The sequence below is a fragment of the Noviherbaspirillum malthae genome, from assembly GCF_015352985.1.
Classification (GTDB): domain Bacteria; phylum Pseudomonadota; class Gammaproteobacteria; order Burkholderiales; family Burkholderiaceae_D; genus Noviherbaspirillum; species Noviherbaspirillum malthae.
This window is the reverse complement of record NZ_JACYXF010000035.1, coordinates 33,576-58,882: the sequence shown is the minus strand read 5'-3', so window position 1 is coordinate 58,882 and position 25,307 is coordinate 33,576. Positions and strand designations below refer to the sequence as shown.

General features: G+C 54.5%; 23 protein-coding genes and 1 pseudogene. 17 read left to right on the top strand and 7 right to left on the bottom strand.

Annotated features, from left to right (window positions below):
* Nucleotides 1-126: 126 nt before the first annotated feature.
* From IGW03_RS25410 to IGW03_RS25395, 4 genes and pseudogenes are all read left to right on the top strand, one after another.
* A pseudogene (locus IGW03_RS25410) lies at nt 127-402 on the top strand (HIT family protein); the annotation flags it as partial.
* Nucleotide 403: 1 nt separating this feature from the next.
* The gene (locus IGW03_RS25405) at nt 404-1,468 is read left to right on the top strand and encodes an HNH endonuclease (RefSeq protein ID WP_194725328.1); all 1,065 of its coding nucleotides are present in this window, start codon (nt 404-406) and stop codon (nt 1,466-1,468) included.
* Between the two features lie 157 nt (nt 1,469-1,625).
* The gene (locus IGW03_RS25400; RefSeq protein ID WP_194725327.1) at nt 1,626-1,979 is read left to right on the top strand and encodes a hypothetical protein; all 354 of its coding nucleotides are present in this window, start codon (nt 1,626-1,628) and stop codon (nt 1,977-1,979) included.
* Nucleotides 1,980-2,064: 85 nt separating this feature from the next.
* Nucleotides 2,065-2,895, top strand: a complete 831-nt coding sequence (locus IGW03_RS25395; RefSeq protein WP_194725326.1) for a DNA/RNA non-specific endonuclease — start codon at nt 2,065-2,067, stop codon at nt 2,893-2,895.
* A gap of 734 nt (nt 2,896-3,629) precedes the next feature.
* Here IGW03_RS25395 and IGW03_RS25390 read toward each other — a convergent pair.
* The gene (locus IGW03_RS25390; RefSeq protein WP_323745028.1) at nt 3,630-3,965 is read right to left on the bottom strand and encodes a hypothetical protein; all 336 of its coding nucleotides are present in this window, start codon (nt 3,963-3,965) and stop codon (nt 3,630-3,632) included.
* A gap of 216 nt (nt 3,966-4,181) precedes the next feature.
* On the opposite strand from IGW03_RS25390, the gene IGW03_RS25385 reads away from it, so the two are divergent.
* The 4 genes from IGW03_RS25385 (at nt 4,182) to IGW03_RS25370 (ending at nt 7,174) form a co-directional block, all read left to right on the top strand.
* Nucleotides 4,182-4,625, top strand: a complete 444-nt coding sequence (locus tag IGW03_RS25385; RefSeq protein WP_194725325.1) for an NUDIX hydrolase — start codon at nt 4,182-4,184, stop codon at nt 4,623-4,625.
* Between the two features lie 477 nt (nt 4,626-5,102).
* The gene (locus IGW03_RS38710; RefSeq protein ID WP_194725324.1) at nt 5,103-5,618 is read left to right on the top strand and encodes a glycine zipper 2TM domain-containing protein; all 516 of its coding nucleotides are present in this window, start codon (nt 5,103-5,105) and stop codon (nt 5,616-5,618) included.
* A gap of 81 nt (nt 5,619-5,699) precedes the next feature.
* Nucleotides 5,700-6,221: a glycine zipper 2TM domain-containing protein gene (locus IGW03_RS25375; protein WP_194725323.1), complete on the top strand. Its 522-nt coding sequence runs from the start codon at nt 5,700-5,702 to the stop codon at nt 6,219-6,221.
* A 440-nt stretch (nt 6,222-6,661) separates the two neighbouring features.
* On the top strand, nt 6,662-7,174 hold the full coding sequence (locus IGW03_RS25370) for a response regulator (RefSeq protein ID WP_194725322.1): 513 nt from the start codon (nt 6,662-6,664) through the stop codon (nt 7,172-7,174).
* Nucleotides 7,175-7,318: 144 nt separating this feature from the next.
* Here the strand turns inward: IGW03_RS25370 and IGW03_RS25365 are convergent, their stop codons facing one another.
* Nucleotides 7,319-7,480, bottom strand: a complete 162-nt coding sequence (locus tag IGW03_RS25365) for a hypothetical protein (protein WP_194725321.1) — start codon at nt 7,478-7,480, stop codon at nt 7,319-7,321.
* A 243-nt stretch (nt 7,481-7,723) separates the two neighbouring features.
* Nucleotides 7,724-8,074: a hypothetical protein gene (locus IGW03_RS25360; protein ID WP_194725320.1), complete on the bottom strand. Its 351-nt coding sequence runs from the start codon at nt 8,072-8,074 to the stop codon at nt 7,724-7,726.
* 303 nt (nt 8,075-8,377) lie between these two features.
* Here IGW03_RS25360 and IGW03_RS25355 point away from each other — a divergent pair, with 303 nt between their 5' ends.
* The 6 genes from IGW03_RS25355 to IGW03_RS25330 all read left to right on the top strand — a co-directional run bounded on the left by IGW03_RS25355 (nt 8,378) and on the right by IGW03_RS25330 (nt 17,059).
* Entirely contained in the window at nt 8,378-9,568 is a 1,191-nt protein-coding gene (locus IGW03_RS25355) for a TolC family protein (protein ID WP_228536082.1), read from the top strand.
* Nucleotides 9,568-11,103: an efflux RND transporter periplasmic adaptor subunit gene (locus IGW03_RS25350; protein WP_194725318.1), complete on the top strand. Its 1,536-nt coding sequence runs from the start codon at nt 9,568-9,570 to the stop codon at nt 11,101-11,103. Before IGW03_RS25355 ends, IGW03_RS25350 begins: the two co-directional genes overlap by 1 nt.
* The gene (locus IGW03_RS25345) at nt 11,100-14,264 is read left to right on the top strand and encodes an efflux RND transporter permease subunit (RefSeq protein ID WP_194725317.1); all 3,165 of its coding nucleotides are present in this window, start codon (nt 11,100-11,102) and stop codon (nt 14,262-14,264) included. The genes IGW03_RS25350 and IGW03_RS25345 overlap by 4 nt, the downstream gene beginning before the upstream one ends.
* A 37-nt stretch (nt 14,265-14,301) precedes the next feature.
* On the top strand, nt 14,302-14,688 hold the full coding sequence (locus IGW03_RS25340; RefSeq protein WP_194725316.1) for a copper-binding protein: 387 nt from the start codon (nt 14,302-14,304) through the stop codon (nt 14,686-14,688).
* A gap of 441 nt (nt 14,689-15,129) precedes the next feature.
* A complete protein-coding gene (locus IGW03_RS38320; protein ID WP_228536081.1) occupies nt 15,130-16,701 on the top strand; it encodes a 3'-5' exonuclease in 1,572 nt (523 codons plus the stop codon).
* On the top strand, nt 16,682-17,059 hold the full coding sequence (locus tag IGW03_RS25330; RefSeq protein ID WP_194725315.1) for a copper-binding protein: 378 nt from the start codon (nt 16,682-16,684) through the stop codon (nt 17,057-17,059). Before IGW03_RS38320 ends, IGW03_RS25330 begins: the two co-directional genes overlap by 20 nt.
* A 55-nt stretch (nt 17,060-17,114) precedes the next feature.
* On the opposite strand, the gene IGW03_RS25325 is transcribed toward IGW03_RS25330, so the two are convergent.
* Complete coding sequence (locus IGW03_RS25325; protein ID WP_194725314.1) at nt 17,115-18,353, bottom strand: DUF6161 domain-containing protein; 1,239 nt, start codon at nt 18,351-18,353, stop codon at nt 17,115-17,117.
* Between the two features lie 167 nt (nt 18,354-18,520).
* Here IGW03_RS25325 and IGW03_RS25320 point away from each other — a divergent pair, with 167 nt between their 5' ends.
* From IGW03_RS25320 to IGW03_RS25310, 3 genes are read left to right on the top strand one after another with little or no spacing between them, the layout of a single operon-like run.
* The gene (locus IGW03_RS25320; RefSeq protein WP_194725313.1) at nt 18,521-20,935 is read left to right on the top strand and encodes a heavy metal translocating P-type ATPase; all 2,415 of its coding nucleotides are present in this window, start codon (nt 18,521-18,523) and stop codon (nt 20,933-20,935) included.
* 35 nt (nt 20,936-20,970) lie between these two features.
* Nucleotides 20,971-21,372: a Cu(I)-responsive transcriptional regulator gene (cueR, locus tag IGW03_RS25315; RefSeq protein WP_194725312.1), complete on the top strand. Its 402-nt coding sequence runs from the start codon at nt 20,971-20,973 to the stop codon at nt 21,370-21,372.
* Nucleotides 21,373-21,386: 14 nt separating this feature from the next.
* Nucleotides 21,387-21,857, top strand: coding sequence for a PaaI family thioesterase (locus IGW03_RS25310; protein WP_194725311.1), 471 nt, complete (start codon nt 21,387-21,389; stop codon nt 21,855-21,857).
* A 59-nt stretch (nt 21,858-21,916) separates the two neighbouring features.
* On the opposite strand, the gene IGW03_RS25305 is transcribed toward IGW03_RS25310, so the two are convergent.
* The 3 genes from IGW03_RS25305 to IGW03_RS25295 form a co-directional block, all read right to left on the bottom strand.
* Entirely contained in the window at nt 21,917-22,204 is a 288-nt protein-coding gene (locus tag IGW03_RS25305; RefSeq protein ID WP_194725310.1) for a hypothetical protein, read from the bottom strand.
* A 40-nt stretch (nt 22,205-22,244) separates the two neighbouring features.
* The gene (locus IGW03_RS25300; RefSeq protein WP_228536080.1) at nt 22,245-22,769 is read right to left on the bottom strand and encodes a protein-disulfide reductase DsbD N-terminal domain-containing protein; all 525 of its coding nucleotides are present in this window, start codon (nt 22,767-22,769) and stop codon (nt 22,245-22,247) included.
* A gap of 74 nt (nt 22,770-22,843) precedes the next feature.
* Nucleotides 22,844-25,234 (bottom strand): heavy metal translocating P-type ATPase, encoded by a 2,391-nt coding sequence (locus tag IGW03_RS25295; RefSeq protein WP_194725309.1) that lies wholly within the window; start codon nt 25,232-25,234, stop codon nt 22,844-22,846.
* Between the last annotated feature and the right edge of the window lie 73 nt (nt 25,235-25,307).

The following is a 25,307-nucleotide window of genomic DNA, read 5'->3' as shown; positions in this document are numbered from 1 at the left end:
GTTCGACCGGAAACGGCGGTGGTGCTTTCTGCTTTTTAGGCTTCTTGGTGGTCATTGCGTCGGTCATGGAACATCCCTTTCGGTATTATTTCATGACCCCGCTTTACACAGAAATCCTGACAGGCTCTTCCAAAGCGGCACATAGGGTCGTTTTTCGAAACAACTGAGGAAGAGCGTCTAGCACTGCTTGCGTTGCTAGACGAAGCCAAGCAAGCCGCCGCGACCGAGTTCAACCCCGATGGCTACAACATTGGAATCAATGACGGAGCTGCAGCTGGCCAGACCGTACCGCATCTCCATATCCATCTAATTCCAAGATACACAGGCGATTTGGCTGACCCCCGTGGTGGTGTCCGCTGGGTGATTCCAGAAAAAGCCGATTACTGGTCAAAACGGTCGTAACGTGTCTGCCAATGTTCCGCCTCCGAGCCCTGAATCGCAGCTCACCTTTTTGTCGAAGCTCCAGCGCCTATTTGCTGAGGGTGATTTTACCGCGACGTATAAGTACGCATTGCTTATCTCCCTGGCCGACCTTGCCGTTGAGCTTGGTGCCGACGACGGGCGAGAGCTATTGCTCACGACCCGGCAGATTGGCGAACGCTTTATCTATCTGTACTGGCGTCAAGCCACACCGTACGGCACAGGGAAACCAAGCACGGAACCTAACATCCTTTCCCAGAATCTTGGTGCACAAGCCGCAGTTGTATCGGCTGTTGCTAGATTTCGAGCGGCGTTTGCCATAGCGTCGCCTCAGGCAGCCAAGTCGGCTCCTGGGTATAACGTGCTGCTCTCAAGTGTCAGCAATACTGTTTCTGCTCAGCCCCTGAGCTACCTGCAAAACTTTGGAGGCGGAACGGACGAGTTTCTCTACGAGAGAGCCGGCAATGGCAAAGTGCGCCTCAAACCGGGAGTAAGCTACTGCTTGCGGCGTTTCCAACCGCTCGTACAACAGCTTGCGCGAGCACATTGGACTGGACACATCAAGGGAAATCGAAGGAATTTGCCTATTCTCGGCGAAGGGGATGACCTGGAAGCATTCTTGTTTGAGACACCTCGCCAGTCACTCGTACAGTTAGGAGCTAGCCTACGAAAGCTTGAGGGTGCCAAGTGCTTTTACTGTGGGGGCGCCCTCACTGATGCGGATGTCGACCATTTCATTCCATTTTCGCAGTATCCGCGAGACTTGTCTCATAACTTCGTTCTTGCGCACCCTGGCTGCAATAGAAGCAAATCTGACACGTTAGCCGCTCGTCCACACCTGGAGCGTTGGCTCGAACGCCTAGCCCTACGGTCTGATGACATCCAAAACATAGGTCTGGATGCTGGAATGGTTGCCGATGCTGCAATCAGTAGACAAGTAGTAGCTTGGGGTTACGCCGGAGCAGTGCAGAGTGGCAGCCGCGCCTGGCATTCGCCAAACCTGTATGAAGTCGTCGACCAGAGCTACAGCATGCTTTTTACAAGTTAAATCCTTGCTAAAAACGAGCGCAAATCCTACTGGCGATGCACGCTTACTGTACCGGGAAAAAATATTTTCAAATTCGTGATGCGATTTCGAAATTTGTACCTATACGAAACAGGGCAACGAAAAACCCTTTCCACTTGTTGATAATAGGACAAAGACCATGAACACTGAAATCGAAGTACTTGAATCGCAATATCGCACAGCACGCCACCACCGACGCCAAGCAAAGGAGACGTTGGATGCACTTAGTCCAGAGTTTCAAAGCAAAGCTGAATTATGGGAGCATCTTGATAATTCCTTGACTTCCTTGTGGAGACTAGGACTTCGTGATGACTATGCTCAAGTACGGTCTGTGTTCGACAGGTTGAGGGGCATGCTCCAAACTCTCACTCCACCGTACATTGAAGCAGATAAGGCATATAAAGCCGCAGTACATGCCGAAGAAGAGTGCAAAAAGCGCCTTGACGAGGCTGAGCGTGCTGCAAGTCAAGACGGACAATTTGCTAGTAAATGATTGAGAAGGGCGGGTCGATGCTGTGATACCAAACACATGCTCCGGCCCGCCTACTGCCTTCTGTTGGAGGCAGTAAAATCGCGGGATGAAAAAAACACTTCTCGCACTATCACTCGTAGCCTCCTTCTCAGCGTGCGCAAAACAGCCGACGCTTCTAGATGAGCTGTCGCGCCTCCTTCAGTTACCGGAATCGAAAGCCCCGGCAGACGCATCCAGGGGCACGAACCAGCCAACCGACTTTCGAGCTTGTTCGCAGTTTTTTGCAAATGCCTCGCCGCCGGTTGTTCCCAATGCCCAGCAACTCAAGCCGCGGGAGCTCTGTTACGACGCATTCGCCGTGCTTCATTCGGGCTCATCAAAGACGCCTGTTTTCGTGGCAGAGCGGTTGAGCCGAGGGCAACTTGAGAACGACAAGTCAGGTAAGCGCAGTGACAAGTTCTTCGCTGATGCCAGGTTACCTCGGGGTGAGCGCGCGGAGCTCGACGACTACAAGAACAGTGGGTATTCGCGTGGACACCTCGCTCCAGCCGGCAATATGTCGACTCCACAAGCCATGGCACAAAGCTTTTCGCTCGCGAACATGATTCCTCAGGCGCCGGTGAACAACCAAAAGCCGTGGAATGGTATTGAAGATGCAACACGCAAGTACGCGTTGCGTGCAAAAGGTGACGTGTACGTCATCACCGGCCCTGTCTTTGAAGGCAAGCCGAATACGATTGGTGACAATCGGGTGTGGGTGCCCAAATACCTCTACAAATTAGTCTATGACGCGACGACCGGCCGCGCGTGGGCGCACTGGATTGAAAACGATGACGAGGCGCGTGCTGGCAAACCAATCAGCTATGCAGAACTGGTCCGAAGGACGGGTATTGAGTTTCTGCCGAAAGCGAAGATAACTGGGCAGGCCGAAGAGTAGCTGATGCGCTTTCGACGGAGCTTACCATCCGCAAGACGCCGGAAACTGACCTGCTGGCAAGCGGATACTGCTGAACGATGGCGCGGCTTGCCGGAATCGAATCCGCGACCCCCTTCATTTTGTAGCCAAGTACTCATCTAGCTTGGCTATAGCCGTGATGAATGCGCATCCTATCCGGAGGGCAACTCGCTTCGAAAAGCTCGCATCCAGATTGACAGCAAGTTGAAGACGCCAGTGCCAAATGAAGCCTGACTTGTAAGCAGTTGCAAAATTATTATTTGCCGTCAAGGCCACACCAATATTCGGATTTTTCCGATAGATGCCCAGTTCAGTCGTCCGTATAATTTGCATATCTATCAACCGTATTTGACTGGGCTATGAGCAGCAAAATAGAGGTCTGCAGTACTTTGACGTGTGGTCGTCCATTTCAAGTAAATGAGTTTACGAAGACTTCCCTGACGCAGATGAACCCAGGCCAGATTACATGCCCCCACTGCGGAACCTTACAGGCCGGCGACCCGGAATCAGTTTTTATGACACATGCCTTAGCTGCTCAGGAAGAAGCCCGACATGGGAAACAGAGGATAGAGAAGCTGTAGGGACCCTGACCAAGGTTATTGAAGGCATAGACCCCATCCGAACGGCTCAAGTTATCATCAACACAGTTATTTCAATCACTGGGTCGAAGCCAGTGGCCGAAGCTAGTCGGCCACTTCTCTTACCGGTTCGCCTATTTACTTACCGGCATTCGCAACGCACTTCTTCATGAAAGCATCCTTTGCTGCACCTGCGAGGGGCTTGCCATTTTTTCCGACTGCTTTGCTTTCGCAAGTGGCTGATGCGGAGCTTGTGTCGCTAGCTTCGCACTTCTTCATGAAGGATGTCTTTGCCGCTCCAGTAAGTGGCTTACCGTTCTTGCCGACTGCCTGAGCTTCGCAACTGGAAGAGCCAGATGCCGATGCAGCAGGAGCAGTTGGTTTCGCCGCAGGTGCCGTTGACGGACTTTGAGCAAATACTGCGGTCGTCAAAAGCAGTGATATTGCGGCTGCAGAGATTAACTTTTTCATCATTGTCTCGCTCAGAAATCTGGCACATGCCTATCCTCTCTAACGGCGACGACAAAAATAGCGTTGACACCTTTTCAACGCTCTATCGCCAAGACCGAACTCGTTCGATGAATCGCGCGAAGCGCTACGGGGGTTTAGCCCTGCCTTTCATTCGAGGGAACTAGCCCCCACATATTTGGCTCAACTAAGAACGACAGATGAAAGGAAGAAATTATCGTAATGACATTACCTGAAATAGAACTTGATGTAGCCACATCGTGCGGCACAGTTATTGTCAATAGGGATGGAAAGATTTTGCTGGCTCACGTGACCGGCACACGCTACTGGGATATTCCCAAGGGTGTTCAAGAGTACGACGAGTCACCGTTTGAAGCGGCGAAGAGGGAACTGTACGAAGAAACAGGGCTTGTGTTCGATGACGACCATTTCCTGGAAATCGGGGACTTTGACTACCTGGCAGACAAACGCCTGTATTTGTTTTTCGTAAGGGCGCCGGCAAACCTCCAAAGTCTTGCACATCTCAAGTGCACTAGCCATTTCCGCAATAAAGTCACCGGGCTCCCAACAGTCGAAATGGATGATTTCCGTTGGGCTTCGCGCTCGGAGATTGCCAGATTGTGTACGCCTGAGATGGCGGACCGCTTGCTATCCCTACACTGGTAAAACATACGTGCTCAACATGCTGGCAAACATGGCTCGGGTCAGAAAATTCTTGCATCTGCGCGACGAGTGATAGCCCGCTGAATGCTTTGAGAAGCACGCTGCAGTTGTTGATTCGGCCACCATCGTCGAAGGTGTTATCCGTTCAATGAGTAAACGGCTCGGATGCGCGATGGTGTGAGCAAGGACCCTTTGCGTCCTTTGTTTTACCTCAATCAAGCTTGAGCGGACCGGAGTACGCTGAAAATGCTCTCCAAGGGCACAAAGACGAGTTTCCCGCAGCGCGCAAGCCCTGCGGGTTTTCTTTTTATACTGGGTTTTGATGTTCTATACCTTCACTGGATAGAGCAATGCTGTTACACCAAGCTTCCAGGCATAGTTACAAGCGCTTACTTTCGAAACAGTCGCTTTACTGCCGGTTGTCACGCTGCATCGTTATTGTGGGTGTAACCATAACCACATCTGCGAGGGCAATCTAAGATGGCAAACACTTCGACGACTCAGCGTATCCATCCACTCGTTGCCGGCGCTGCCGGCTCTGTAATGCTTGTGAGCCTGCTCGGCGCAGCCGCCATCACTGGCATTCTGCCGTCTTCGCATAGCTCTGGCACTCCAAGTGTCGCGACACCGGTAGTTGCTGCACCAGTCAGAGCCGCTCCCGCACCTGTCGCAGCAGTGCCTCAAGTCGCTCAGCCTCTGGCTGAAGCGCAGCCTGCTCCTAAAGTCGTTGAAAAGACCATCGTTCATCACCGGTATGTGACGCACACTAAGCCAGTGCAAGTGGCACAAAATACTCCTGCACCGGCACCGGTGTACGCGCCTGCGCAGCCTCAGCAGCCAGTTGCGCAAGTTAGTCCTATCGGAATCGGCGTTGGTGCGGTCGTAGGTGGTGTCCTTGGCAGCAAAGTCGGTGGTGGCAACGGCAAGACCTTAGCCACGATTGCCGGTGCTGTGGGCGGCGGCTATGTCGGCAATGAGATTGCCAAACGCTATTGAACGTTCTCACCGTAGACGCCTTGATTGTCCGCCTTATCTGTTGGCCCGACCGCACGGCTGCAGATGAACTGAATTGAAAATATGAATATGTATAAGGCAATACTTGGAGCCGTTGCATTGCTCACCTTGCCGCTAGTGGTCAGTGCTACGGAATATCAAATGGTCGAGCGTCCTCGCCAGGAATGCTGGCAGGAGCAGGTTCCAGTACAGGCCGCAGGTAATGACTACGGTGGCGCAATTCTTGGCGGAATTGCCGGCGGCGTTCTTGGAAACCAAGTCGGTGGGGGCAATGGGAAAACCATAGCCACGGCGGTTGGAGCGATGACAGGCGCAGCCGTGGGTGACCGTATGTCATCAAGGTCGGTGCAGTACCAGAATGTTGAGCGCTGTCGAACGGTTGTTGAGCAGGTGCGAGTGCCAGTTTACGAGGAGCGGCCTGAAGTCTATCGGCAACCTATTCAAGTGCGGCCTGCTCCCGTCTACATCATGCCAAAGCCTATGGTCGTGGAGTCACCTTTCTACTATGTCGATGAAGGACCGTATCGCCATCATGGCCGCCGAGGTCATTGGAAGCACCATCACCATCATGACGATGACGATTGAACCGTATCGACTAAAAAATCAATCTCACACCATCAAATAACGAAGGCTCGCTCCTTTTTCGGGAAATTGACCTGACCAATCATTTCTTTTCGGAAACCCTGACCAGTGAAGCTATGGAGTAGTACCGAAAAGGTTAGAGGGTAGCTGGATTTGCTTCATTTTTTTGCACGGCAGAAAATTCTTTATATTCAAAGACTTGTCTTGAAGAAGTAACTTTATCCACAGACTTGAACACAGAATCCGTGGAGAAGTGGATGATGCAAATTTGACAATGCGTCTCGAATGAGAAGGTGTTTGTAGGCGTCCTCTTTGCTTCGCATCTCCGGAGGCTGCTAAGTGTCCGGTAACAACTTCGGATAGAACTTCCCGAGTTCATGGGATAGCTTTTTCTGGTGCGCTGTCATATTTTCCATATTCTTGAAGGCTCTTGATTGAGTCTCTTGAGTGAAAATAGATTTTACTCTTTCAACTTTTTTGATGAGCTAGGTAAGCTGATGGCGCAACGCGGTTCACATGCCACGGTTGGGAATAACTACCGCACATCGCATCTACCCTTGGCCGCTATGGAAGTAGGCGGAGCTGACGAGCATGCCAGCACGCAGAAGGCACTTATTGTTGATGACAATGAAGACTTGCTGGATACGACAGTGCTACTGTTTCAAATGCTTGGGTTTGAGACTTTGACCGCCAAGAGTGGAAATGAGGCGCTTCAAATACTGAGTAAAAGGCAGGACATCAATGTCTTGTTCACCGATGTCGTGATGCCAGGTATCAGCGGAGTCGAGCTTGGTTATATGGCGCGCGAGCTAGTCTCGGGAATCCATGTGATTTTGGTCTCTGGGTTTCCACAGCCTGCACTATTGGCTGGGAACGTTAATCTCCATGACTTCGACTTCCTAAACAAACCTTACCGCATGCATGAGATTACTCGTCTTCTCACGAAGGCCGGTTAGCGTCACTCTGATGAGCAGAAATGGTGAAGGCCTGATTATCCACACTGGATAATCAGGCCTTCTGTATTCAATGGCACCAAAGTGGCGGTAACGCCTTACCGGCTCAATTACCTTAGCAGCCGGCTTGGTGCCGTAAAGCGGTCTTTAGATGGTTGCAGCAATAGCGCGCACATTTTTAATGTCGTCGGCGCTGGGGCTGTCGTGATGTACGGCCCGTGCCATTGTGATGGCCTTGTCCAATGCGTCGATGAGTGTGCCAAAGAAGGTGGCGGAGCGGTTCGCTGTGGTGAGTACAAGAGCTGTCATAACTATTCCTTTCGTGCTTTCGTAATGTCTTCTGTCTTGAAGACAATATAGGTCTAGCCAAGCGACATTCCCAATTTCAAGTGGTGATGTTTGGATATCACTTTCGTGAATGCCAAAAGGGGTACTTTCGACTTGTGTCTATATCAAGCTGGCAAAGGAATTTCATCCGCCGAATTGGGCGAATTGAGCGGATGGCATCTATTGACCTTGCCACCGTAGGAACCTCTATATTGAAATAACCGTTCACTTGCTGAGGTCACGGATTCGCGTCGGCTGGTGACGGCAAAAGTTGTGCGCTACACTAGCTGCAATAACCTTTTCACAACGAATGCGCAGATTCTTTTCATCATTCGGCAGGCTTATCGCCACCGTCCTTCTCATGACGTTCCTGACTTCAGGAATCGCCATGGCTGCGTACGTGTGTCCAGAGCTGGCGAAGCCGGCCATGCCTGAGATGATGGAAGGAATGCCGTGTGCGGAGATGGATAAGGAAAAGCCTGTCCATTGTGCCGAAGCCGTGTCAGGCGACCAGTTAGCGTTGGAGCATCTGGCAGCTACTCCAACACTTGCTCCGTCGACCATTTCGTTTGTCATTCCGGCCATTTCGCCAGTTATTCCGCCTTTCCGCACCTCTTTCTGGTCTGAGCTAGTCCTGGACTCAGGAAACGACCCTCCATACTTACGAACGCAGCGACTGCGTATTTGACTTGACCTCCTGTTGTCTCGCCGGCCGGCATATCGCCGAGGCCGGTGTTCGTCTTTGCCACAGGGGGTTTCATGTTTTTGCGTATCAATACGCGATTGGTTCCAAGTAACCGGTCGCCTGTACTACGCCATGCCAGCGCACTCATAGCCCTGGCGTTTGGCACAGCTTTGGCCCATGCTCAGCCGGCTGGTATGACCTTGAACGAGGCTCTGCAGCTTTCGCTGCAGCGGTCCTCCTTGCCCAAAGCAGCGGAAGCTGCCGTACAGGCGAGTCGGGAGGCAGCGGTGAAAGCTGGCCAGCTCCCGGACCCGATGCTCAAAGTCGGCATCGAAAATCTTCCGGTCAACGGCGCCGACCGCTGGAGTACAACGCGGGATTTCATGACCATGCGGAGGGTCGGCATCGAGCAGCAATGGGTGTCGTCAGATAAACGGGCCGCCCGTTCAGACCGCGCGCAGCGAGCTGTCGAAGCCGAAGAAGGCAACTATCTTGCGGACGTGGCAAAGGTACGAGAAGAGACAGCCAAGGCATGGGTGACGGTTCTGTATGCGCAGCGGTCGCTAGCTCTCGTCAAGGCACTCGAGCAGCAATCTGTAGACGACCTGACGGCCGTTCAAGCGTCGCACCGGGGTGCCAAAGCCACCGCAGGCGACGTCGTACAGGCTCAGTTGGCCGTTACTCAGGCGCGAGACGCCACCCAAAAGAGCGTGCTGGAACTCCAGAACGCGAAGCTGGCTCTGAGCCGTTGGACAACCACCCCGGTGGAGTCTGTGTCTGACCAGACGCCCATATTGGAATCCCATGTTCCACATCTCTCTGTCGAAGACCTGGAGAAGTACCATCCTGAGATTCTTGCAGCCCGGCGAGCTATCACCCTTGCAGATGCGGAAACGACGGTAGCAACAAAGGAGCGACGTCCGGACTGGTCAATTGAAGCCGGGTTCAGCCAGCGGCCGCAGTTCTCAAACATGATTTCCGTGGGAGTAAGTATCCCCATCACGGTCAACCCGTCGCAGAGGCAGGACCGTGACATTGCCGAACGCTCCGCAATGGGAACGAGAGCCCGGTTGCAGTACGAAGATGCCGTACGGGAGATGCAGACTGAAATACGGACCTTGGCAGCCACGCTTTCAAGTCAAAAAGAGCGACTTGCACGCCTCAAGGCTGAGTTATTGCCTGCTGCCAGCCAACAGGCCGACCTGGCCACTGCTGCGTACCGAGCTGGCACCGGCAGTCTCAGTGCGATTTTCAACGCCCGGAAGATGCAATTTGAGCAGCAATTGCAGATAACAGAACTGGAAAGAGATGCGGCTCTGACCTGGGCAAGGCTCGAACATCACGTTGTGCCACATGAGTTGGCTTCGGCCGGGAGGGCACAATAATGAAAAACAATTTTGCACTCAAGGCACTGGCGTTGGTCCTTGCAGGTGCTGGTTTGGCGTTCGGTGGCTATTGGGTCGGCTCACAGGGCCATGGAAGCATGCAGCCGACCGCAACGAGTCAAGATGCCGCCGGCGAGAAGATTGACCCGAAGACCGGACGCAAGGTCCTGTATTGGCACGACCCCATGGTGCCCGGCCAGAAATTCGACAAGCCAGGCAAAAGCCCCTTCATGGACATGCAGCTTGTCCCGGTCTACGCGGACGAGGCCGGCGGCGAAGGAGGAGTGACGGTCAATCCGACACTCCAGCAGAATCTAGGCATCCGATATGCCACCGTTCGGCGTGAGGAAACTAGAGACGCATTCGAGTTGGTTGGCGCTACCCAGTTTGACGAGAGCGTTGCAGAAGTCGTGCAGAGCCGGGTGACCGGCTACATCGAGCGACTTCATGCCCGGACACCCATGCAGCGCGTTAAGCGCGGCGAACCGATTGCAACGCTATTTGTGCCCGAGTGGATTGCGCCCCAGGAGGAGTACTTGGCATTGAAGCGTAGCGGCAACGATGCTCTGGCGTCTGCTGCTCGCGACCGCATGCGCGCACTTTCCATCCCTGACAGCTTCGTGACCCAGTTAGAGAGGACTGGAAAAGTACAGAGGACCCTGACGCTCGCATCGCCTGTTACCGGCGTCATTACGGAACTCGGCGTTCGTGATGGTGCGATGGTTTCGCCAGGCATGACCGTCGCCAAAGTGGTTGCACTTAACAAGGTCTGGCTACTGGCCGAAATCCCGGAACAACAGGCCAATTTGGTCCGTCCTGGCATGCAGGTAGAGGCAACCTTTGCAGGAAATACGGAGCAGAAGTATGCCGGAAAGGTCCGGGAAGTTCTCCCGGGCGTGAGTTCGACAACCAGGACGGTGCAGGCACGGCTGGAACTGGACAACCGTGACGGCAGCCTCACACCGGGCATGCTGATGCGGGTGAAGGTCGGCGGAGAGAAGGCGGTACGGCGGCTTCTCGTTCCAACCGAAGCAGTTATTACGAGCGGGAAGCGCTCGGTCGTCTTGGTTACGGGCGAAAACAATAGCATCCAGCCGGTAGAGGTAACAACTGGGCGAGATATCGGTGACGACACGGAAATTCTGAGTGGTTTGAACGAAGGCCAAAAGGTTGTCGCATCAGGACAGTTCCTCATCGACTCGGAGGCGAGGCTGAAATCCGTTCTGCCGAAGTTTGCCGGAAGCGAACAAGAGCAAGGACAGAAGTCTCAACCGCAGTCTTCTCCTACCGCTGTTCCTGGGGTTTACCGAGGAGTCGGCAAGGTCGAAAAGGTGTCCCCAAGCTCATTGACCTTGTCCCATGGGCCGATTCCTGCGCTGAAGTGGCCTGCCATGACAATGGACTTCGGCAAACCAAAGCCAGACGCTTTTGCGGAGGCCATGGTTGGCCAGGACGTGGAGTTCTTGTTCAAGGAGGGGGATGACGGCAGCTACATGCTTCAGGACGTGAAGCCAGCTGGCGGAGGGAAGAAATGATTGCCCAAATCATTCGATACTCTATCGCCAACCGCTTTATCGTCCTGTTTGCGACGGCGATTTTGGCTGTCTGGGGGCTGTGGTCTCTGGGGAAAACACCGCTCGACGCGTTGCCCGACTTGTCAGACACGCAGGTCATTATCCGCGCTCAGTATCCCGGTAAAGCGCCTCAGATTGTCGAGGACCAGGTCACCTACCCACTGACGACCGCGCTTCTGGCTGTCCCGGGCGCCAAGACCGTACGCGGGTATTCGTTCTTTGGCGACTCCTTCGTCTACGTGCTTTTTGACGACGCCACCGACCTGTACTGGGCCCGTTCTCGGGTGCTGGAGTACATCAACCAGGTGCAGGGCCGTCTTCCGCAGGGCGTACGTGCCGAACTCGGGCCGGACGGTACTGGGGTGGGCTGGGTCTTCGAATATGCACTAATCGACCGCACCGGGCAGAACGACTTGAGCCAGCTACGTGCATTGAATGACTGGTTCCTGAGATTCGAGCTAAAAACGGTGCCGGATGTCGCGGAAGTGGCCAGCATCGGTGGGATGGTCCGGCAGTATCAGGTCGTCCTGGACCCGGACAAGCTTCGTGTCTTCGGTATCTCACACGCCAAAGTCCTTGAATCGCTTAGCAAGGCAAATGAAGAGTCAGGTGGCTCGGTCGTCGAAATGGCGGAAACTGAGTACATGGTGCGCTCGCGCGGTTACCTACGTTCGTTGGAAGATTTCCGGAACATCGTCCTGAATGTAAACGAGGCTGGGACGCCGGTTTTGCTCCGGGATGTGGCCACCATCCGGCTTGGTCCTGAAATGCGGCGCGGTATTGCCGAACTCAATGGCGAGGGAGAGGTCGCTGGCGGCGTCATCGTGATGCGTTCCGGTAAAAATGCCCTACAGACGATTGATGCCGTGAAGGCGAAGCTCGACACGCTCAAGTCCTCCTTGCCGAAGGGAGTGGAGGTGGTCACCACCTACGACCGCTCGAACCTGATAAAAGCAGCGGTCAACAACCTGCGAAATAAGCTCCTTGAGGAGTTCATCGTTGTCGCAGTCGTCTGCGCGATATTCCTATTCCATCTTCGCAGCGCGTTCGTGGCCATCGTCTCCTTGCCATTGGGCATTCTCGCGGCGTTCATTGTCATGCGTTACCAAGGCGTGAATGCAAACATCATGTCGCTCGGGGGCATCGCGATTGCGATTGGGGCCATGGTCGACGCGGCCATCGTCATGATTGAGAACGTGCACAAGCACCTCGAGGCCTACGAGCATGCGCACCCCGATAAAGCGCTCACAACCCAGGAGCGCTGGAAGATTGTGACGGAGGCGTCTATTGAGGTCGGTCCGGCCCTGTTTTTCTCGCTTCTGATTGTGACCCTGTCGTTTCTGCCTGTATTTGCTCTTGAGGCACAGGAAGGCAAGCTGTTCGCGCCTCTGGCCTACACCAAGACCTACACGTTGGCAGCGGCGGCAGGGCTTGCTATCACTTTGGTGCCTGTACTGATGGGCTACCTGATTCGCGGGCGCATTCCAAGCGAAGCATCCAATCCCCTCAATCGGATTTTGATAGCGGCGTACCGCCCGCTGTTGGAAGCTACATTGCGGCATCCAATCGTGGTCATCGCGGTTGCCGTCGTGGCTCTTGCCTTGACCGCTATCCCAATTTCCCGGCTTGGTGGAGAGTTCATGCCGCCGCTTGATGAAGGAGATTTGCTGTATATGCCATCTGCGCTTCCGGGGTTGTCGGCTTCGAAAGCCAGCGAACTGCTACAGCAAACGGACCGGCTCATCAAAACGGTCCCCGAGGTGGCAACCGTATTTGGCAAGGCTGGGCGTGCAGAGTCAGCGACTGACCCGGCACCTCTGGAGATGTTTGAAACGACTATCCAGTTCAAACCGAGGGACCAATGGCGTCCGGGCATGACACCCGAAAAGCTGGTCGAAGAACTGGACCGAGTGGTGAAGGTGCCCGGATTGTCGAATGTCTGGGTTCCTCCGATTCGTAACCGCATCGACATGCTCTCGACCGGTATAAAAACGCCTGTCGGTGTGAAGGTGTCGGGGGGTGACCTGAACCAGATTGACCAAATCGCGAGCCAGATTGAGGCCGTTGTGAAAAAGGTGCCGGGCGTGACGTCCGCTTTGGCTGAACGGCTGAGCGGCGGGCGCTACATCGACGTAACCATAGATAGACGACAGGCAGCTCGCTACGGCCTTGCCGTCACCGACGTCCAGTCCGTGGTCTCTTCAGCGATAGGTGGTGAAAACGTCGGCGAAGTCGTCGACGGGCGACAGCGCTTCCCGATTAACGTCCGATATCCCAGGGATTACCGGGATTCAGTCCAAAACTTACGAGAGCTGCCCGTCGTGACGGAGCGAGGGGCGCAAATTCGGCTGGGTGACCTGGCTCAAGTCCAAGTGACTGACGGCCCCCCGATGATTCGTAGCGAAAACGCCAGACTATCCGGTTGGGTGTACGTCGATGTGCGCGGCACGGACCTTCGGTCGGCTGTGACGGCGATGCAGGAAGCTGTCCAGAAGGAGGTGAAGCTACCAGCTGGGTATTCGATAGGCTGGTCCGGGCAGTTCGAGTACCTGGAGCGGGCAGCAGCAAAGCTGCAAACGGTGATTCCAGTAACTCTTGCCGTCATCTTCCTGCTTCTGTATCTGGCCTTTCGGTCGACGTCCGAGGCACTCCTACTTATGCTGACGGTTCCGTTTGCCCTCATCGGCGGGTTTTGGTTTGTTTGGAGCTTAGGCCACGCAGTGTCCGTGGCGACGGCGGTTGGTTTCATCGCGCTGGCAGGCTTGGCAGCCGAGTTCGGTGTTGTGATGCTGGTCTACCTTAGAAACTCGCTGGACGCCCGCCTTCGGAGCGGTCAGCCATTGACCAAGGAACTGATTCTCGAGGCAATTCGAGAGGGGGCGGTGCTGCGTGTCAGGCCCAAGGCGATGACCGTCGCCGTGATTCTTGCTGGTCTGTTACCCATCATGTACGGCAGCGGAGCTGGGTCCGAGGTTATGCAGCGTATTGCCGCACCGATGGTAGGGGGCATGGTCACCGCCCCCCTGTTATCGCTCTTTGTTATTCCCGCAGCGTGGCGCCTTCTCCAGGAGCGGAAGCTGCGTATTGCGGCGAATTTTCAGCCAAGCAGTGCCCAGGCATGACACATCTTTTTTACCCAACCTTTACAGGAGCAAGGAAATGAACCCTTCCATATACAAATTCGCACTCGTTGCAGCAATGGCTGCACTAGCTCTAAACGCTTCCGCTGACCAAGGCAAAGGGGGTATGAGCGACATGGGCGGTATGAAGATGGACAACATGGGAAGCCAAAACGCAAAACCAGTAGCAAAGTCTTTTGGCGAAAACGAAGCTGAAGTAAAGGCCGTTGATAAGGCAAAGAAGAGCATCACGTTGAACCATGGCCCTATCAAATCCAAAACAGTTGAAATGCCGCCGATGACCATGGCTTTCTCGGTAGAGAATGCCTCGTTGCTGTCGAACGTGAAAGCCGGCGACAAAGTGAAATTCATCATCGAAAACGTAGATAACGCCCCAACGGTCACCTCATTGACCGTTCAGAAATAAAGCGTTTCGCTGGACAGGAATAATTGACGGGCCAATACGGGGGCTTGGCAGTTGGTCTTCGTCTATTGGGAAAGAACCGCTTGACTTTCCCCTCGCTGGAAGCATTACGCTTTGAACAGGAAGCTTGAGGCTGAAATGGCTAAACGGTCAAAATCATTGGTGAACGAGGTACTCGCGGCGCTTCAGCTGGCTATGCTGTTGGATGAGATGGAGGTTGCAGAGCATTTGTTGCGGGCACTCGAGATTCTGGCCGCTCGGGACGAGGCTGAGGAAGATGCTCAGCGAATATATACGGAGCTCATCCGCTTACTCCGCTCTAGTCCCTAAATCGGCAATGGGGGAAACCGCATATTTGCCCAGATTTCGGTTTCTAAACCCAGATGTATTCCCTTTGGAAAGCGGTATGATTAAACCATTCCAGATTGTCAATCAGGGGCATGCATGGGCATTATCGCCAAGATATTTTCGTTTTTTCGTTCGGACAACGTGGCTCCCGCACGCGAGCAGTCTGAACCAACGTCAATGCCTAGCTTGCTTAACACGCCCCCTGTTGTTCGTCCTGCCGTAGCGAAAGCGACTCCAAATGCTGCCGGTTCAACGGCGCCCGAGCGCGAAGTATCGGCCGGCGGAGTATCTATCTCCTTTTCAGTGACAACCAGTTCCAACATCGGCCCGGTCTCATCCGAAGAGGTCGCCCTGGCTTTGGAAGGCTTTCGTTATGTCTGGGAATCTTCGGAGCGCAGCAAGCCCAATGACCCTTGGTGGGAATACCAGAAGCACGACAAAAATCTTACAGGCAAGCAGGATATAGCCTACTGCTGGCTCAGTCCCTTCATGCCACCCGAGCTCGTCAATGACATCTCAATCCGGCTTGCTTGCACACGTGGGCCACATGACTTCAAGGCAGTGGCCGTCGCTTTACGGACGATTGTGCGGGCCAAGAGAAAGGCAAAGGAGCCGCACCCGGAGCTGCTGAAGTCGCTTTACCATGTCTGCCTCGCTGCAGAGTTTTGGCCAACCCTACAGCACATGTACGAATACCCGGCCGGGATAGCGGAATACGTTGCCCTGAGCGACTGGGAAGGTAGGATGCCGGAGTTTGTCGCTACGGGTTACCAGAACATCGCCACACTCAACAAAACTGATGCCAAATGGCTGGTTGCGGAATTTGGCGAACCACAAGCCCATCTCATCCCTGGCCTACTATGGCCTGAGATTCGCGCTAACGCCTTCAGTCGCTATGCCTGGTGCAATGCCTTGGAGCGCGCCAAGCCCACTTTGTCCGAGGCCGAGCAGCAGGCATATGTCAAGGATTGGCTCAGCCAACGCTTGCGAACGCATCTTGGGATTGCCAAAGATAATCGAGCACGCTTCGCTGCAAGTGAGGCGCGTAGAGAATATCAGCGTCAATCGTTCCGTACGATAGACGATGCTTGGGACGCCGCAGCAGGAGACCATGTGGTGGCAGATATAGAGACGACCGGCTTGTCCCCAACCAATGATGAGTTGCTGGAAGTAGCAGCGGTCAAGGTCAATGCGCAAGGCAACGAGGTGACACATTTTTCAGCGCTGGTACGCGTGCAAAATGGGGTGCCAGGGCGAATCACCGGACTGACCGGTATTTCGCAGTCGGACGTAGATAATGAAGGGCAACCGCTAGCCAATGTCATAGGTGGTTTCTTGGACTTTGTCGGTAACGCGCCATTGTTCTTCCATAACGCACACTTCGATGAGCGCTTCCTGAAAAAGGCGGCCGAACAGACTGGCCATACTATCGGCAACCGCATCTACGATACGCTCCCTATGGCACAGATTGCTTGGCCAGACTTAGAGTCATACAAGCTGGCAACCTTGGCAGAACATGTAGGCGTGTCCGAACAACCTACCCATCGCGCCCTGGCTGATGCGCGTGCCACCTTGGTGGTGCTGCAAGCGGCTCGCAAGGCAGCAGGCAAAGTCGCAGGAACACCATCTTCGATTCAGGAGGCCCCTCATGAAAACGTCGCGGGGTAAATTAATTGTGATGTTTGGCTTCATGACGGTTACTCTGGCTGCCTATGCCGGCGAGCAGAACAGCGGCAAGGCAGTAGAAAAAGCCGAGATGAAAACGAGCCGTTCTCAGGCCAAGTCAGCAAATTCCACGACAATGGCAGATGGGGAAGTTGAAGATGTGGATATTGAGGGCAAAAGCATCGTGCTCAAGCACGGGCCCATCAAAAGCAAAACCATTGAAATGGAACCAATGACGATGCCTTTTTCCGTGACGGATGCGAAGTTACTGTCAGGCGTCAAAGCGGGGGACAAGGTCAAATTCACTGCGGAATATATCAATGATGAGGTGACAATAACGTCATTGAAAGTCCAAAAATAGCTACTGGTACGCAGTTTTCCTGGGCGGCGTCGGCACTGGTATCGTCGCACATTGGTCATCTTCCTATGCGTGTAAGCGCCTCAAGGGCCGGATGAGGCAAGCCCTCATCTTTGACTAAGCCGTCAGACGCAGGACGGAACAGCGCCTGAAGAATGAGCTTGCGGTCGTCATCGGACGGTAGTTTGTCACCCTCGAGTAAGGCGAGATAGGTTTTCACCATCGTGACCCGTTCAGCGGCGTCGGTACCGAGGTGGACGTTACTGAGAAACATCCGTACGATGAGTCGTACCGCCCATACACCAAGCACGCCAATCAAAGCTAATACTGAGACCCGCCATGCTTCCGGGGTGCCGTCTGCTTTGAGGTTGCTCAGCACCCAATTCGCGATGAGTCCGATGGCAACCGCCAATGCTGACATTGACCCAAACACGCTCCACCCCAATAAAGTAGACCGCCGTGTGTGATGTGACTGACGTCCTTCCCAATATTCGACCGGAGCTCGCAAGGTCATCTTTTCGCGGAAGGTCTGCTCTAGGTTAGACATCGCGTCCTTGTGGTCTTGGAGCGCTTTGTCATATGTCGCCTGATTGGCTTTTATGAACTCGAGGAAGTTATCTTTGTGCTTTTGCTCGGCGGTCGTGATTTCAGACGATATGGTTTGATAGTGACGATGGAGCCCATTGAAAACTTCGGTTTTTTCGCCTAGAAGCTGCTCTACCCGGGCACGTAGTTTCTCCGCGCTTGAGACAGCTGTTTCGTATGCCTCATGTGGCACCGCAGGGAAGCCATAAAGCTCAGAAATCCCCGTCAAGAACCCCCGCCAAGAAGAGAGGTCACGAGAATCGAAGATGTTCCCACTCTTGGGGAGAAATACGAAAAGATACGCAATTGCCTCGAGGGGGTCGCGTTCCCGCACCTTGTTCACCCGTTCTGCCAAGGCGGACGAGCTATGAGGCAGTTCTTTTTTGATGTATCCGTTCCTTAGGTAATTCTGTGCATGGCCAAGTTGCTCGCTTATTGCACTTGAGTTTCCCTCATATCGAATGGCGTTTTGTACATGTTGCAATGCGTTGTGCAAACACTGAACACCTTCGTCAATTGAGCCGCGGTGGCTGCCAGTTGGCACCGAGGCGACCCAAGCCCAAAACTCGATTTCTGATTGAATCCAGACCTGCAATTCGCGGGTACTTGTAGGTGCAAGTACTCCACCATTGCTTCCAAAGTCCAACGAAAACAACGTAGGTTCCGGTGCGGGCTCAAGGATATTCGGTTGGGAGTCGGTGGCAAGGTCCATAGGATTCACAGCAATTGTTGCAATAATGGCCAGTCTACATGCATTTGGGAAAATTTTGCATAGTAGAAATTACACCTCTCTATTCGGCATTGAAAAGGGAAGAAAACTGCTTGACCCTGACATCGTTGGAAGGTCTATCGTGTAGGTATAGCATCAGGAGAATCCTCATGGATACCGCACTCAAGAATACAAACAGCATTACCGAACTCAGCTTCAAAGTCGATGGGATGACCTGTGCATCCTGCGTAGGCCGGGTCGAACGAGCCTTGAAAAAGGTGCCGGGCGTAAAAAACGCATCAGTGAACCTTGCAACAGAGAAGGCAACCGTGGAAGTTGACCAAACTGCCACGTTGGAGGCGCTTTCCAGCGCGGTTGAAAAGGCGGGCTATGAGGTTCCTGGCGAGCCTGTCTCCCTCTCCATTTCCGGCATGACCTGCGCGTCCTGCGTGACCAGAGTAGAAAAAGCCCTCAAGAAGGTTCCTGGGGTAACGGACGCAGCAGTCAATCTCGCGACCGAGAAAGCTCAAATCACCTCTGTCGGCATTCCTGTCGAGACCCTCATCGCGGCCATTCAGAAAGCGGGGTACGAAGCCTCGCCAGTAGTGGCCACCGAGCCGAAGAAAGAAAAGACAGGCACGCTACCGACATGGTGGCCTGTCGCTTTAGCGGCTTTATTCAGCCTTCCACTTGTCGTCCCGATGGTTGGTATGCCGTTTGGCCAAGACTGGATGTTGCCTGGCTGGGTTCAGCTGCTGCTGGCCACTCCAGTGCAGTTTTGGCTGGGCGCGCGTTTCTACAAGGCCGGATGGAAGGCGCTGATGGCTCGTACAGGCAATATGGACCTCTTGGTTGCGATTGGCACCAGCGCGGCTTACGGCTTATCGGTCTATCTGCTGATAGCGCACGCTGGCCATGAGGGGATGGACCACTTGTACTTCGAGTCTTCGGCAGTGGTTATCACGCTTGTATTGCTCGGGAAATGGCTGGAAGCTCGTGCCAAGCAACAAACGGTGGCGGCACTTCGAGCTCTTGAGTCGTTGCGCGCGACCGACGCCATTGTGCGCCGAGACGGCAAAGACGTTCAGGTTCCAGTTGCACAGGTCCATGTAGGTGACCTTGTCATCGTTCGTCCCGGCGACCGCGTCCCGGTCGACGGCACGGTTGTAGAAGGCTCAAGTCATCTGGACGAATCGCTTCTAACTGGCGAGAGCCTGCCTGTCACGAAGTCTGTGGGTGACAAGGTCACGGGCGGTGCCGTGAATGCCGATGGCCTGCTGGTTCTGGAAGCGACTGCAGTGGGCGGGGCAACCATGCTGTCCCAAATTATCAAGCTCGTCGAAGACGCTCAGGCCGTGAAAGCACCTATCCAACGGCTCGTGGACAAGGTGAGTGCCGTTTTCGTGCCGGTCGTGCTACTCATCTCTGTCGTGACCTTCTTTGGCTGGGGACTGGTCACAGGCGACTGGCAGCAGGCATTGCTCAATGCCGTGGCTGTTCAGGTCATCGCATGTCCTTGTGCTTTGGGGCTGGCTACGCCGACTTCCATCATGGCTGGAACCGGCGTTGCAGCGAAGTACGGCATTCTCATCAAGGATGCGGAAGCTCTCGAAACAGCTCATGCCGTTACCACTGTAGCTTTTGACAAGACAGGCACTCTGACTGAAGGCAAGCCGGCACTTGTTGCAATCGCTAGCGGCACGCAATCCGAACGTCGCGTACTGGAGCTTGCACAGGCTGTTCAGCAGTACAGTGACCATCCGTTGGCAAAAGCAGTTGCTGCCGCAGCAGTGGAGCGTGCTACGTCTCTACGCCCGGCAACCAACGCGAAGGCACTACCTGGCCGTGGCGTTCAGGCCGATGTTGGAGGTGTAACCGTATTCCTAGGCAACAAGCGCTTGATGCAGGAATTGGGTGCCAATACCTCTGGCCAGGAACATATCGCGAAGGCTCACGAAGCCTCTGGCAGAACTGTCTCCTGGCTCGCGGTACAGACGGATAGGAATACCGAAATCGCAGGCTTGTTGGCGTTCGGTGACACGTTGAAGCCATCCGCGAAAGATGCAGTAGCCAAGCTGGCTGGAATGGGCGTGACGTCCGTGATGCTCACAGGGGACAACGCCGGCAGCGCGAAAGCAGTCGCATCGGCAGTTGGTATCACCGAATTCAAGGCGGAGGTTCTGCCAGCTGACAAGGCCAATGTCGTCGGTGCGCTGAAGCAGGATGGCCGGAAAGTGGCCATGGTAGGTGATGGCATCAACGACGCGCCCGCGCTGGCAGCGGCCGACGTCGGAATCGCGATGTCCACCGGTACCGATGTGGCGATGCATACTGCCGGAATCACGCTAATGCGTGGCGACCCGGCGCTGGTTGCAGACGCTATCGACATTTCGAAAAAGACGTACAGGAAAATACAGCAAAACCTGTTCTGGGCATTCATCTACAACTTGATTGGAATTCCGCTTGCTGCATTCGGCGTTCTCAACCCGGTAATCGCCGGTGCGGCAATGGCATTCAGCTCGGTCAGCGTTGTCAGCAATGCGTTGTTGCTGCGGCGCTGGAAGCCTGAATCAACTGCGAAATGACCAGAGCATATTTTCATTCAGAGACGAGGTAAAAAATGAATATTGGTGAAGCCGCTAAAGCGTCAGGGGTCACAGCGAAGATGATTCGCTATTACGAGAGCGTGGACCTCATCAAAAAAAGTTCTAGGACGGACGCCGGTTACAGGCAGTACACCGACGCGGAGGTGCAGACCCTTCGCTTCATTCGGCGTTCGAGGGATTTGGGATTCTCTCTGGAGCGTATCAAGACCTTGCTAGGCCTTTGGGAGGACCGGACGCGGAAGAGTGCAGAAGTCAAGAAGCTGGCAAGTCAGTATATTGAGGAGTTGAACCAGGACATCCAAAAGCTGCAATCCATCCGGGACCAGCTTCAGCTTTTATCTGACAGCTGCCGCGGTGACCATCGGCCAGACTGCCCGATAATCAATGACTTGGCGACAAAATCTCATTGCCACTAACCGAGAGGGTTCCCATGGAAACAGCGGCAATTCCGTTTCGACTGTCCGCCGAGCAGCGAAGCCGTCAGCTATCCGGATTCAATTTCCGCAAGGAGATTGAATGGTTTGGCTTTGAGGGCACCTTCGAAGAACCTGGACTGGCAGTTGTCCGGTTCAAGACCCTCAATGAAGGAGTACTTGGCGGAGGTGGAACGGACGCCATCAATGGCGGCGTCATTTCTGCAGGATTCGATGCAGCATTTGTTCTAGCTGGGCTTGCCCAGTACGACGTAGATGTTGTTGTCACGCTTGAGCTTTCAGTTCAGTTTCTCAGTCTCGCCAAGGCGAGTAGTGGACTGGCCTTTCAGGCCGAGGTTGTTCGCTCTGCGAAGAACTTTTGCTTTGTAAAAGGGGCGCTGCTGGGCGACAAGGACGGTAATCGTATGACCTTTGCCTTGGCAAGCGGGATGGTCGCTCCGGCCGGCGCCCATAGAAGTACCCCATAACGCATTCCTAGGCGGCGTAGCTTGAGGTTGTTTGACACAAACCGGAAGAATGAAACGGCCTAGGTTCGTGCGGCTAAGGCGACATAGAAAACCAAGCCAGTCAGCATCAGCCAACAAGCCCATTCTGCCACTATGACCCATTTCGGCTGTTCCACTTTGGCTTGGCGCACAAGCTTGCCTTTGGCATACATTGCCCATCCGTGTGCGAGGATTCCAATCAACAGCGCAGGCACGGCAAAGGGCTGCAGGGAACTGGCAAACAGGAGCGCTATGCCGGCTCCCAGCACTCCTGCTCCAACTCCACCCAACAGGTCGAGCCGCTTAATTCGCTCATAGTTGATGTCCATTGTGCCTCCAGCGGTGTATCCCAACCGGCACATCAAATAATCACGGCAAGGTCAGATTGACCTCTTTGTCCTGCGGCGGATAGCAGACTCCGGTTTTTTCGTTGCAACCCTGGTAGCTTGCGGCAAGGGTCAAAGTTTTCGCATTGGGCGCTCTTTCCAACGCTATTTCGGCTTGGATGGGCTTTTCATAGGTTTCCATCCTGCCGAACGTTGGGTCATTCTTCACCTTACCGACCGGGAGTTTCACCGACTTGATAGCTACTCCACGGGTATTTTTGAGGGCGAAGCGGATTCGGTCTCGGTACAAGTAATAGCCGTTCGCTGGTATCAGGTCTACGACAAGGGTAGTGGGACCGGAAGCGGCAACTTTCATCTTGAACGCCAAGTCGGGCTCCAGAAGCTCCTCTTCCTTGGAACTCGAGAACAGGTCACTTAGCCGCTTTTGTATTCCCGGCGCTGTGGACTGCTGAGCGATGCTGTACTGATGTACGGATGCTGTAGCCAGTAAGACCAACAGGCACTTTGATAGATGTAATCCAATATTTGGGCGTTTCATGTTCTTCATTGAAGTTCGGTAAGACATTGATTGGCTATTGAAATGCATTATCGCAGCGTAGAACCTGTTCTCCTCTGACGCGTTTAGGATTGCCCCGAACCGCCGCGCAAGCGAAGCGCATTCGTGATAACTGATACTGAGCTTAGACTCATTGCCAAAGCTGCAATCATCGGGGACAGTAGTTGGCCTGTGAAAGGGTAAAGAAGGCCGGCCGCCAATGGAATGCCCAAGGCGTTGTAGATAAACGCAAACCCCAAGTTTTGCCGCATATTGCGTACCGTATCTACAGAGAGTGTGCGTGCGCGAGCTATCGCGCGTAGGTCTCCCTTTACCAGTGTTACGTGAGCACTATTGATAGCAACGTCGGTGCCGGTTCCCATAGCGATGCCAACGTTGGACCGAGCCAATGCAGGGGCATCGTTGATGCCGTCTCCAGCCATGGCAACAACTTTGCCTTCTCCCTGGAGGCGCTCGACAAGATTCAGTTTGTCTTGCGGCTTTACCTCGCCATAGACTTCCTCAATGCCAAGCTTCTTACCAACGGACTTTGCCGTGGTCAGGCCGTCGCCGGTTGCCATGACCACCTTGAGACCTGCATCTTTCAAAGACCGGAGAGCCTCTGCGGTAGTCGCTTTGATAGGGTCTGATACAGCCAGAAGTCCGACCAGTCGACCGTCTGCAGCAAGGTACATCACGCTCGCCCCCTCATTACGCAACTCTTCTGCCGGTCCTACGAGTCCGCGCCAGTCAACTCTTTCTTGGTCCATCAGCGCCGTGTTTCCAAGCGCAATCCGCTTGCCCGCGACGACTCCCCGTACGCCAATGCCACTGGATGACTCAAAAGTTTCCGGCTTGTCCAGACGGACTCCACGCTTACGGGCTTCTTCCACGATGGCGTGAGCCAAGGGATGTTCGCTTCCCTGGTCAATACTGGCCGCAATCTGAAGAACGTCCATGTCGGTGAATCCTGGCGCCGCAACGACACGGTCGAACGCCGGTTTGCCCTCTGTCAGGGTCCCGGTCTTGTCGACAATGAGGGTGTCAACTTGGCGCATGCCTTCAATAGCAGCGGCATCGCGGTATAGCACGCCTTGTGTTGCTGCACGCCCAGTGGCGGCCATGATTGACATAGGCGTCGCGAGACCGAGGGCACATGGGCAGGCAATGATGAGCACCGAAACGGCGTTGACGAAGCCGTAAACCCAGCTGGGCTCTGGGCCGAAGACGCCCCAACCAAGCAGTGTGAGCAAAGCGATGCCTACGACAATGACCACAAAGTAGCCGGCGACGACGTCCGCCAGGCGTTGCATCGGCGCCCGCGAGCGCTGTGCATTGGCAACCATCTGCACAATCTGGGACAACATCGTCTGGGAGCCCACTTTCTCTGCCCGCATCACGAGGCTGCCGCTCGTATTGATGGTTGCTCCAATGAGCTTGTCCCCGGCACGCTTGGTGACCGGAACAGGCTCACCGGTCAGCATTGATTCATCCAGCGCGCTTTCGCCTTCCAGGACTTCACCGTCCACTGGCACCTTTTCGCCCGGGCGGACGCGGAGCATATCGCCGATATGGACATGGGTGAGTGGGACGTCTTCTTCGCTTCCATTAGGCTGTATCCGACGCGCAGTCTTCGGTGCGAGCCCGAGAAGAGACTTTATAGCCGCGGAGGTCTGCGAGCGTGCCCGCAGCTCGAGAATCTGTCCCAGAAGCGTCAATGAAATGATGACGGCCGCGGCCTCGTAATACACACCGACGCGGCCGTGCATCTGGAATGTGGACGGAAAGAGTCCAGGCGCGATGGTCGCCACCACGCTGTAGATATAGGCAGCACCCGTTCCGGTACCAATCAGCGTCCACATGTTTGGACTGCGGTTAGCAATGGACTGAGCCCAACGCACGAAGAACGGCCAGCCTGCGTACAGGACTACTGGTGTACTGAGGGCGAACTCTATCCAGCTTTGGCTCGGTAACCCTTGGGGAAAAACTCTGTGGCCAAACATCGCCAGAACGGTCACGACGACCGTCAGCGGTAGCGTCCACCAGAAACGCCGGCGGAAGTCGACCAGCTCCGGATTCTCTTCTTCCTCAAGCGACGGCATTACCGGCTCAAGCGACATCCCGCAAATTGGGCAGTTGCCAGGTTGCGTCTGGCGAATCTCCGGATGCATCGGGCACGTATAAATCGTTCCTTCCGGTGCCGGCACGGAGATTGGCGCGGATGGCTTGGGCTCCAGGTAGGCTTCGGGGTCGGCCTTGAACTTGTCCATGCACTTCGTGCTGCAAAAGTGGTAGCTCGTTCCCTGATAAAAGATAGTCTTGTCCGGGTTTGCCGCGACTTTCATCCCGCATACTGGGTCCGTGAACGGTTTGTCCAAGAGCGGTTCAGCCACGTCACCGTCTCCATGTCCGTGATGCACATGATGGTGACCATGATGGTCATGGTGTACGTGTTGTTCTTGAGTTCGGTTGTCCATGAGCCCTCCTGTGGGCTGCGTTATGGAAGATGCGGTCGGCCTATCGTATGGAGATGATGATGAAAATTGAATG

Excerpts from the sequence above, each read along its gene's own strand:
- IGW03_RS25360 (WP_194725320.1), bottom strand. The coding sequence starts at position 8,074 with ATGACAAACGAAATGGTCGACGGAGCAAGTGTTGGAGTAGCTGCCAGA.
- IGW03_RS25390 (WP_323745028.1), bottom strand. The coding sequence starts at position 3,965 with ATGATGAAAAAGTTAATCTCTGCAGCCGCAATATCACTGCTTTTGACG.
- cueR (WP_194725312.1), top strand. The coding sequence starts at position 20,971 with ATGAATATTGGTGAAGCCGCTAAAGCGTCAGGGGTCACAGCGAAGATG.
- IGW03_RS25320 (WP_194725313.1), top strand. The coding sequence starts at position 18,521 with ATGGATACCGCACTCAAGAATACAAACAGCATTACCGAACTCAGCTTC.
- IGW03_RS25385 (WP_194725325.1), top strand. The coding sequence starts at position 4,182 with ATGACATTACCTGAAATAGAACTTGATGTAGCCACATCGTGCGGCACA.
- IGW03_RS25300 (WP_228536080.1), bottom strand. The coding sequence starts at position 22,769 with ATGAAGAACATGAAACGCCCAAATATTGGATTACATCTATCAAAGTGC.
- IGW03_RS25305 (WP_194725310.1), bottom strand. The coding sequence starts at position 22,204 with ATGGACATCAACTATGAGCGAATTAAGCGGCTCGACCTGTTGGGTGGA.
- IGW03_RS25365 (WP_194725321.1), bottom strand. The coding sequence starts at position 7,480 with ATGACAGCTCTTGTACTCACCACAGCGAACCGCTCCGCCACCTTCTTT.
- IGW03_RS25310 (WP_194725311.1), top strand. The coding sequence starts at position 21,387 with ATGGAAACAGCGGCAATTCCGTTTCGACTGTCCGCCGAGCAGCGAAGC.
- IGW03_RS25355 (WP_228536082.1), top strand. The coding sequence starts at position 8,378 with ATGACCTTGAACGAGGCTCTGCAGCTTTCGCTGCAGCGGTCCTCCTTG.
- IGW03_RS25395 (WP_194725326.1), top strand. The coding sequence starts at position 2,065 with ATGAAAAAAACACTTCTCGCACTATCACTCGTAGCCTCCTTCTCAGCG.
- IGW03_RS25400 (WP_194725327.1), top strand. The coding sequence starts at position 1,626 with ATGAACACTGAAATCGAAGTACTTGAATCGCAATATCGCACAGCACGC.
- IGW03_RS25295 (WP_194725309.1), bottom strand. The coding sequence starts at position 25,234 with ATGGACAACCGAACTCAAGAACAACACGTACACCATGACCATCATGGT.
- IGW03_RS25350 (WP_194725318.1), top strand. The coding sequence starts at position 9,568 with ATGAAAAACAATTTTGCACTCAAGGCACTGGCGTTGGTCCTTGCAGGT.
- IGW03_RS25330 (WP_194725315.1), top strand. The coding sequence starts at position 16,682 with ATGAAAACGTCGCGGGGTAAATTAATTGTGATGTTTGGCTTCATGACG.
- IGW03_RS25325 (WP_194725314.1), bottom strand. The coding sequence starts at position 18,353 with ATGGACCTTGCCACCGACTCCCAACCGAATATCCTTGAGCCCGCACCG.
- IGW03_RS25375 (WP_194725323.1), top strand. The coding sequence starts at position 5,700 with ATGAATATGTATAAGGCAATACTTGGAGCCGTTGCATTGCTCACCTTG.
- IGW03_RS25345 (WP_194725317.1), top strand. The coding sequence starts at position 11,100 with ATGATTGCCCAAATCATTCGATACTCTATCGCCAACCGCTTTATCGTC.
- IGW03_RS25340 (WP_194725316.1), top strand. The coding sequence starts at position 14,302 with ATGAACCCTTCCATATACAAATTCGCACTCGTTGCAGCAATGGCTGCA.
- IGW03_RS38320 (WP_228536081.1), top strand. The coding sequence starts at position 15,130 with ATGGGCATTATCGCCAAGATATTTTCGTTTTTTCGTTCGGACAACGTG.
- IGW03_RS38710 (WP_194725324.1), top strand. The coding sequence starts at position 5,103 with ATGGCAAACACTTCGACGACTCAGCGTATCCATCCACTCGTTGCCGGC.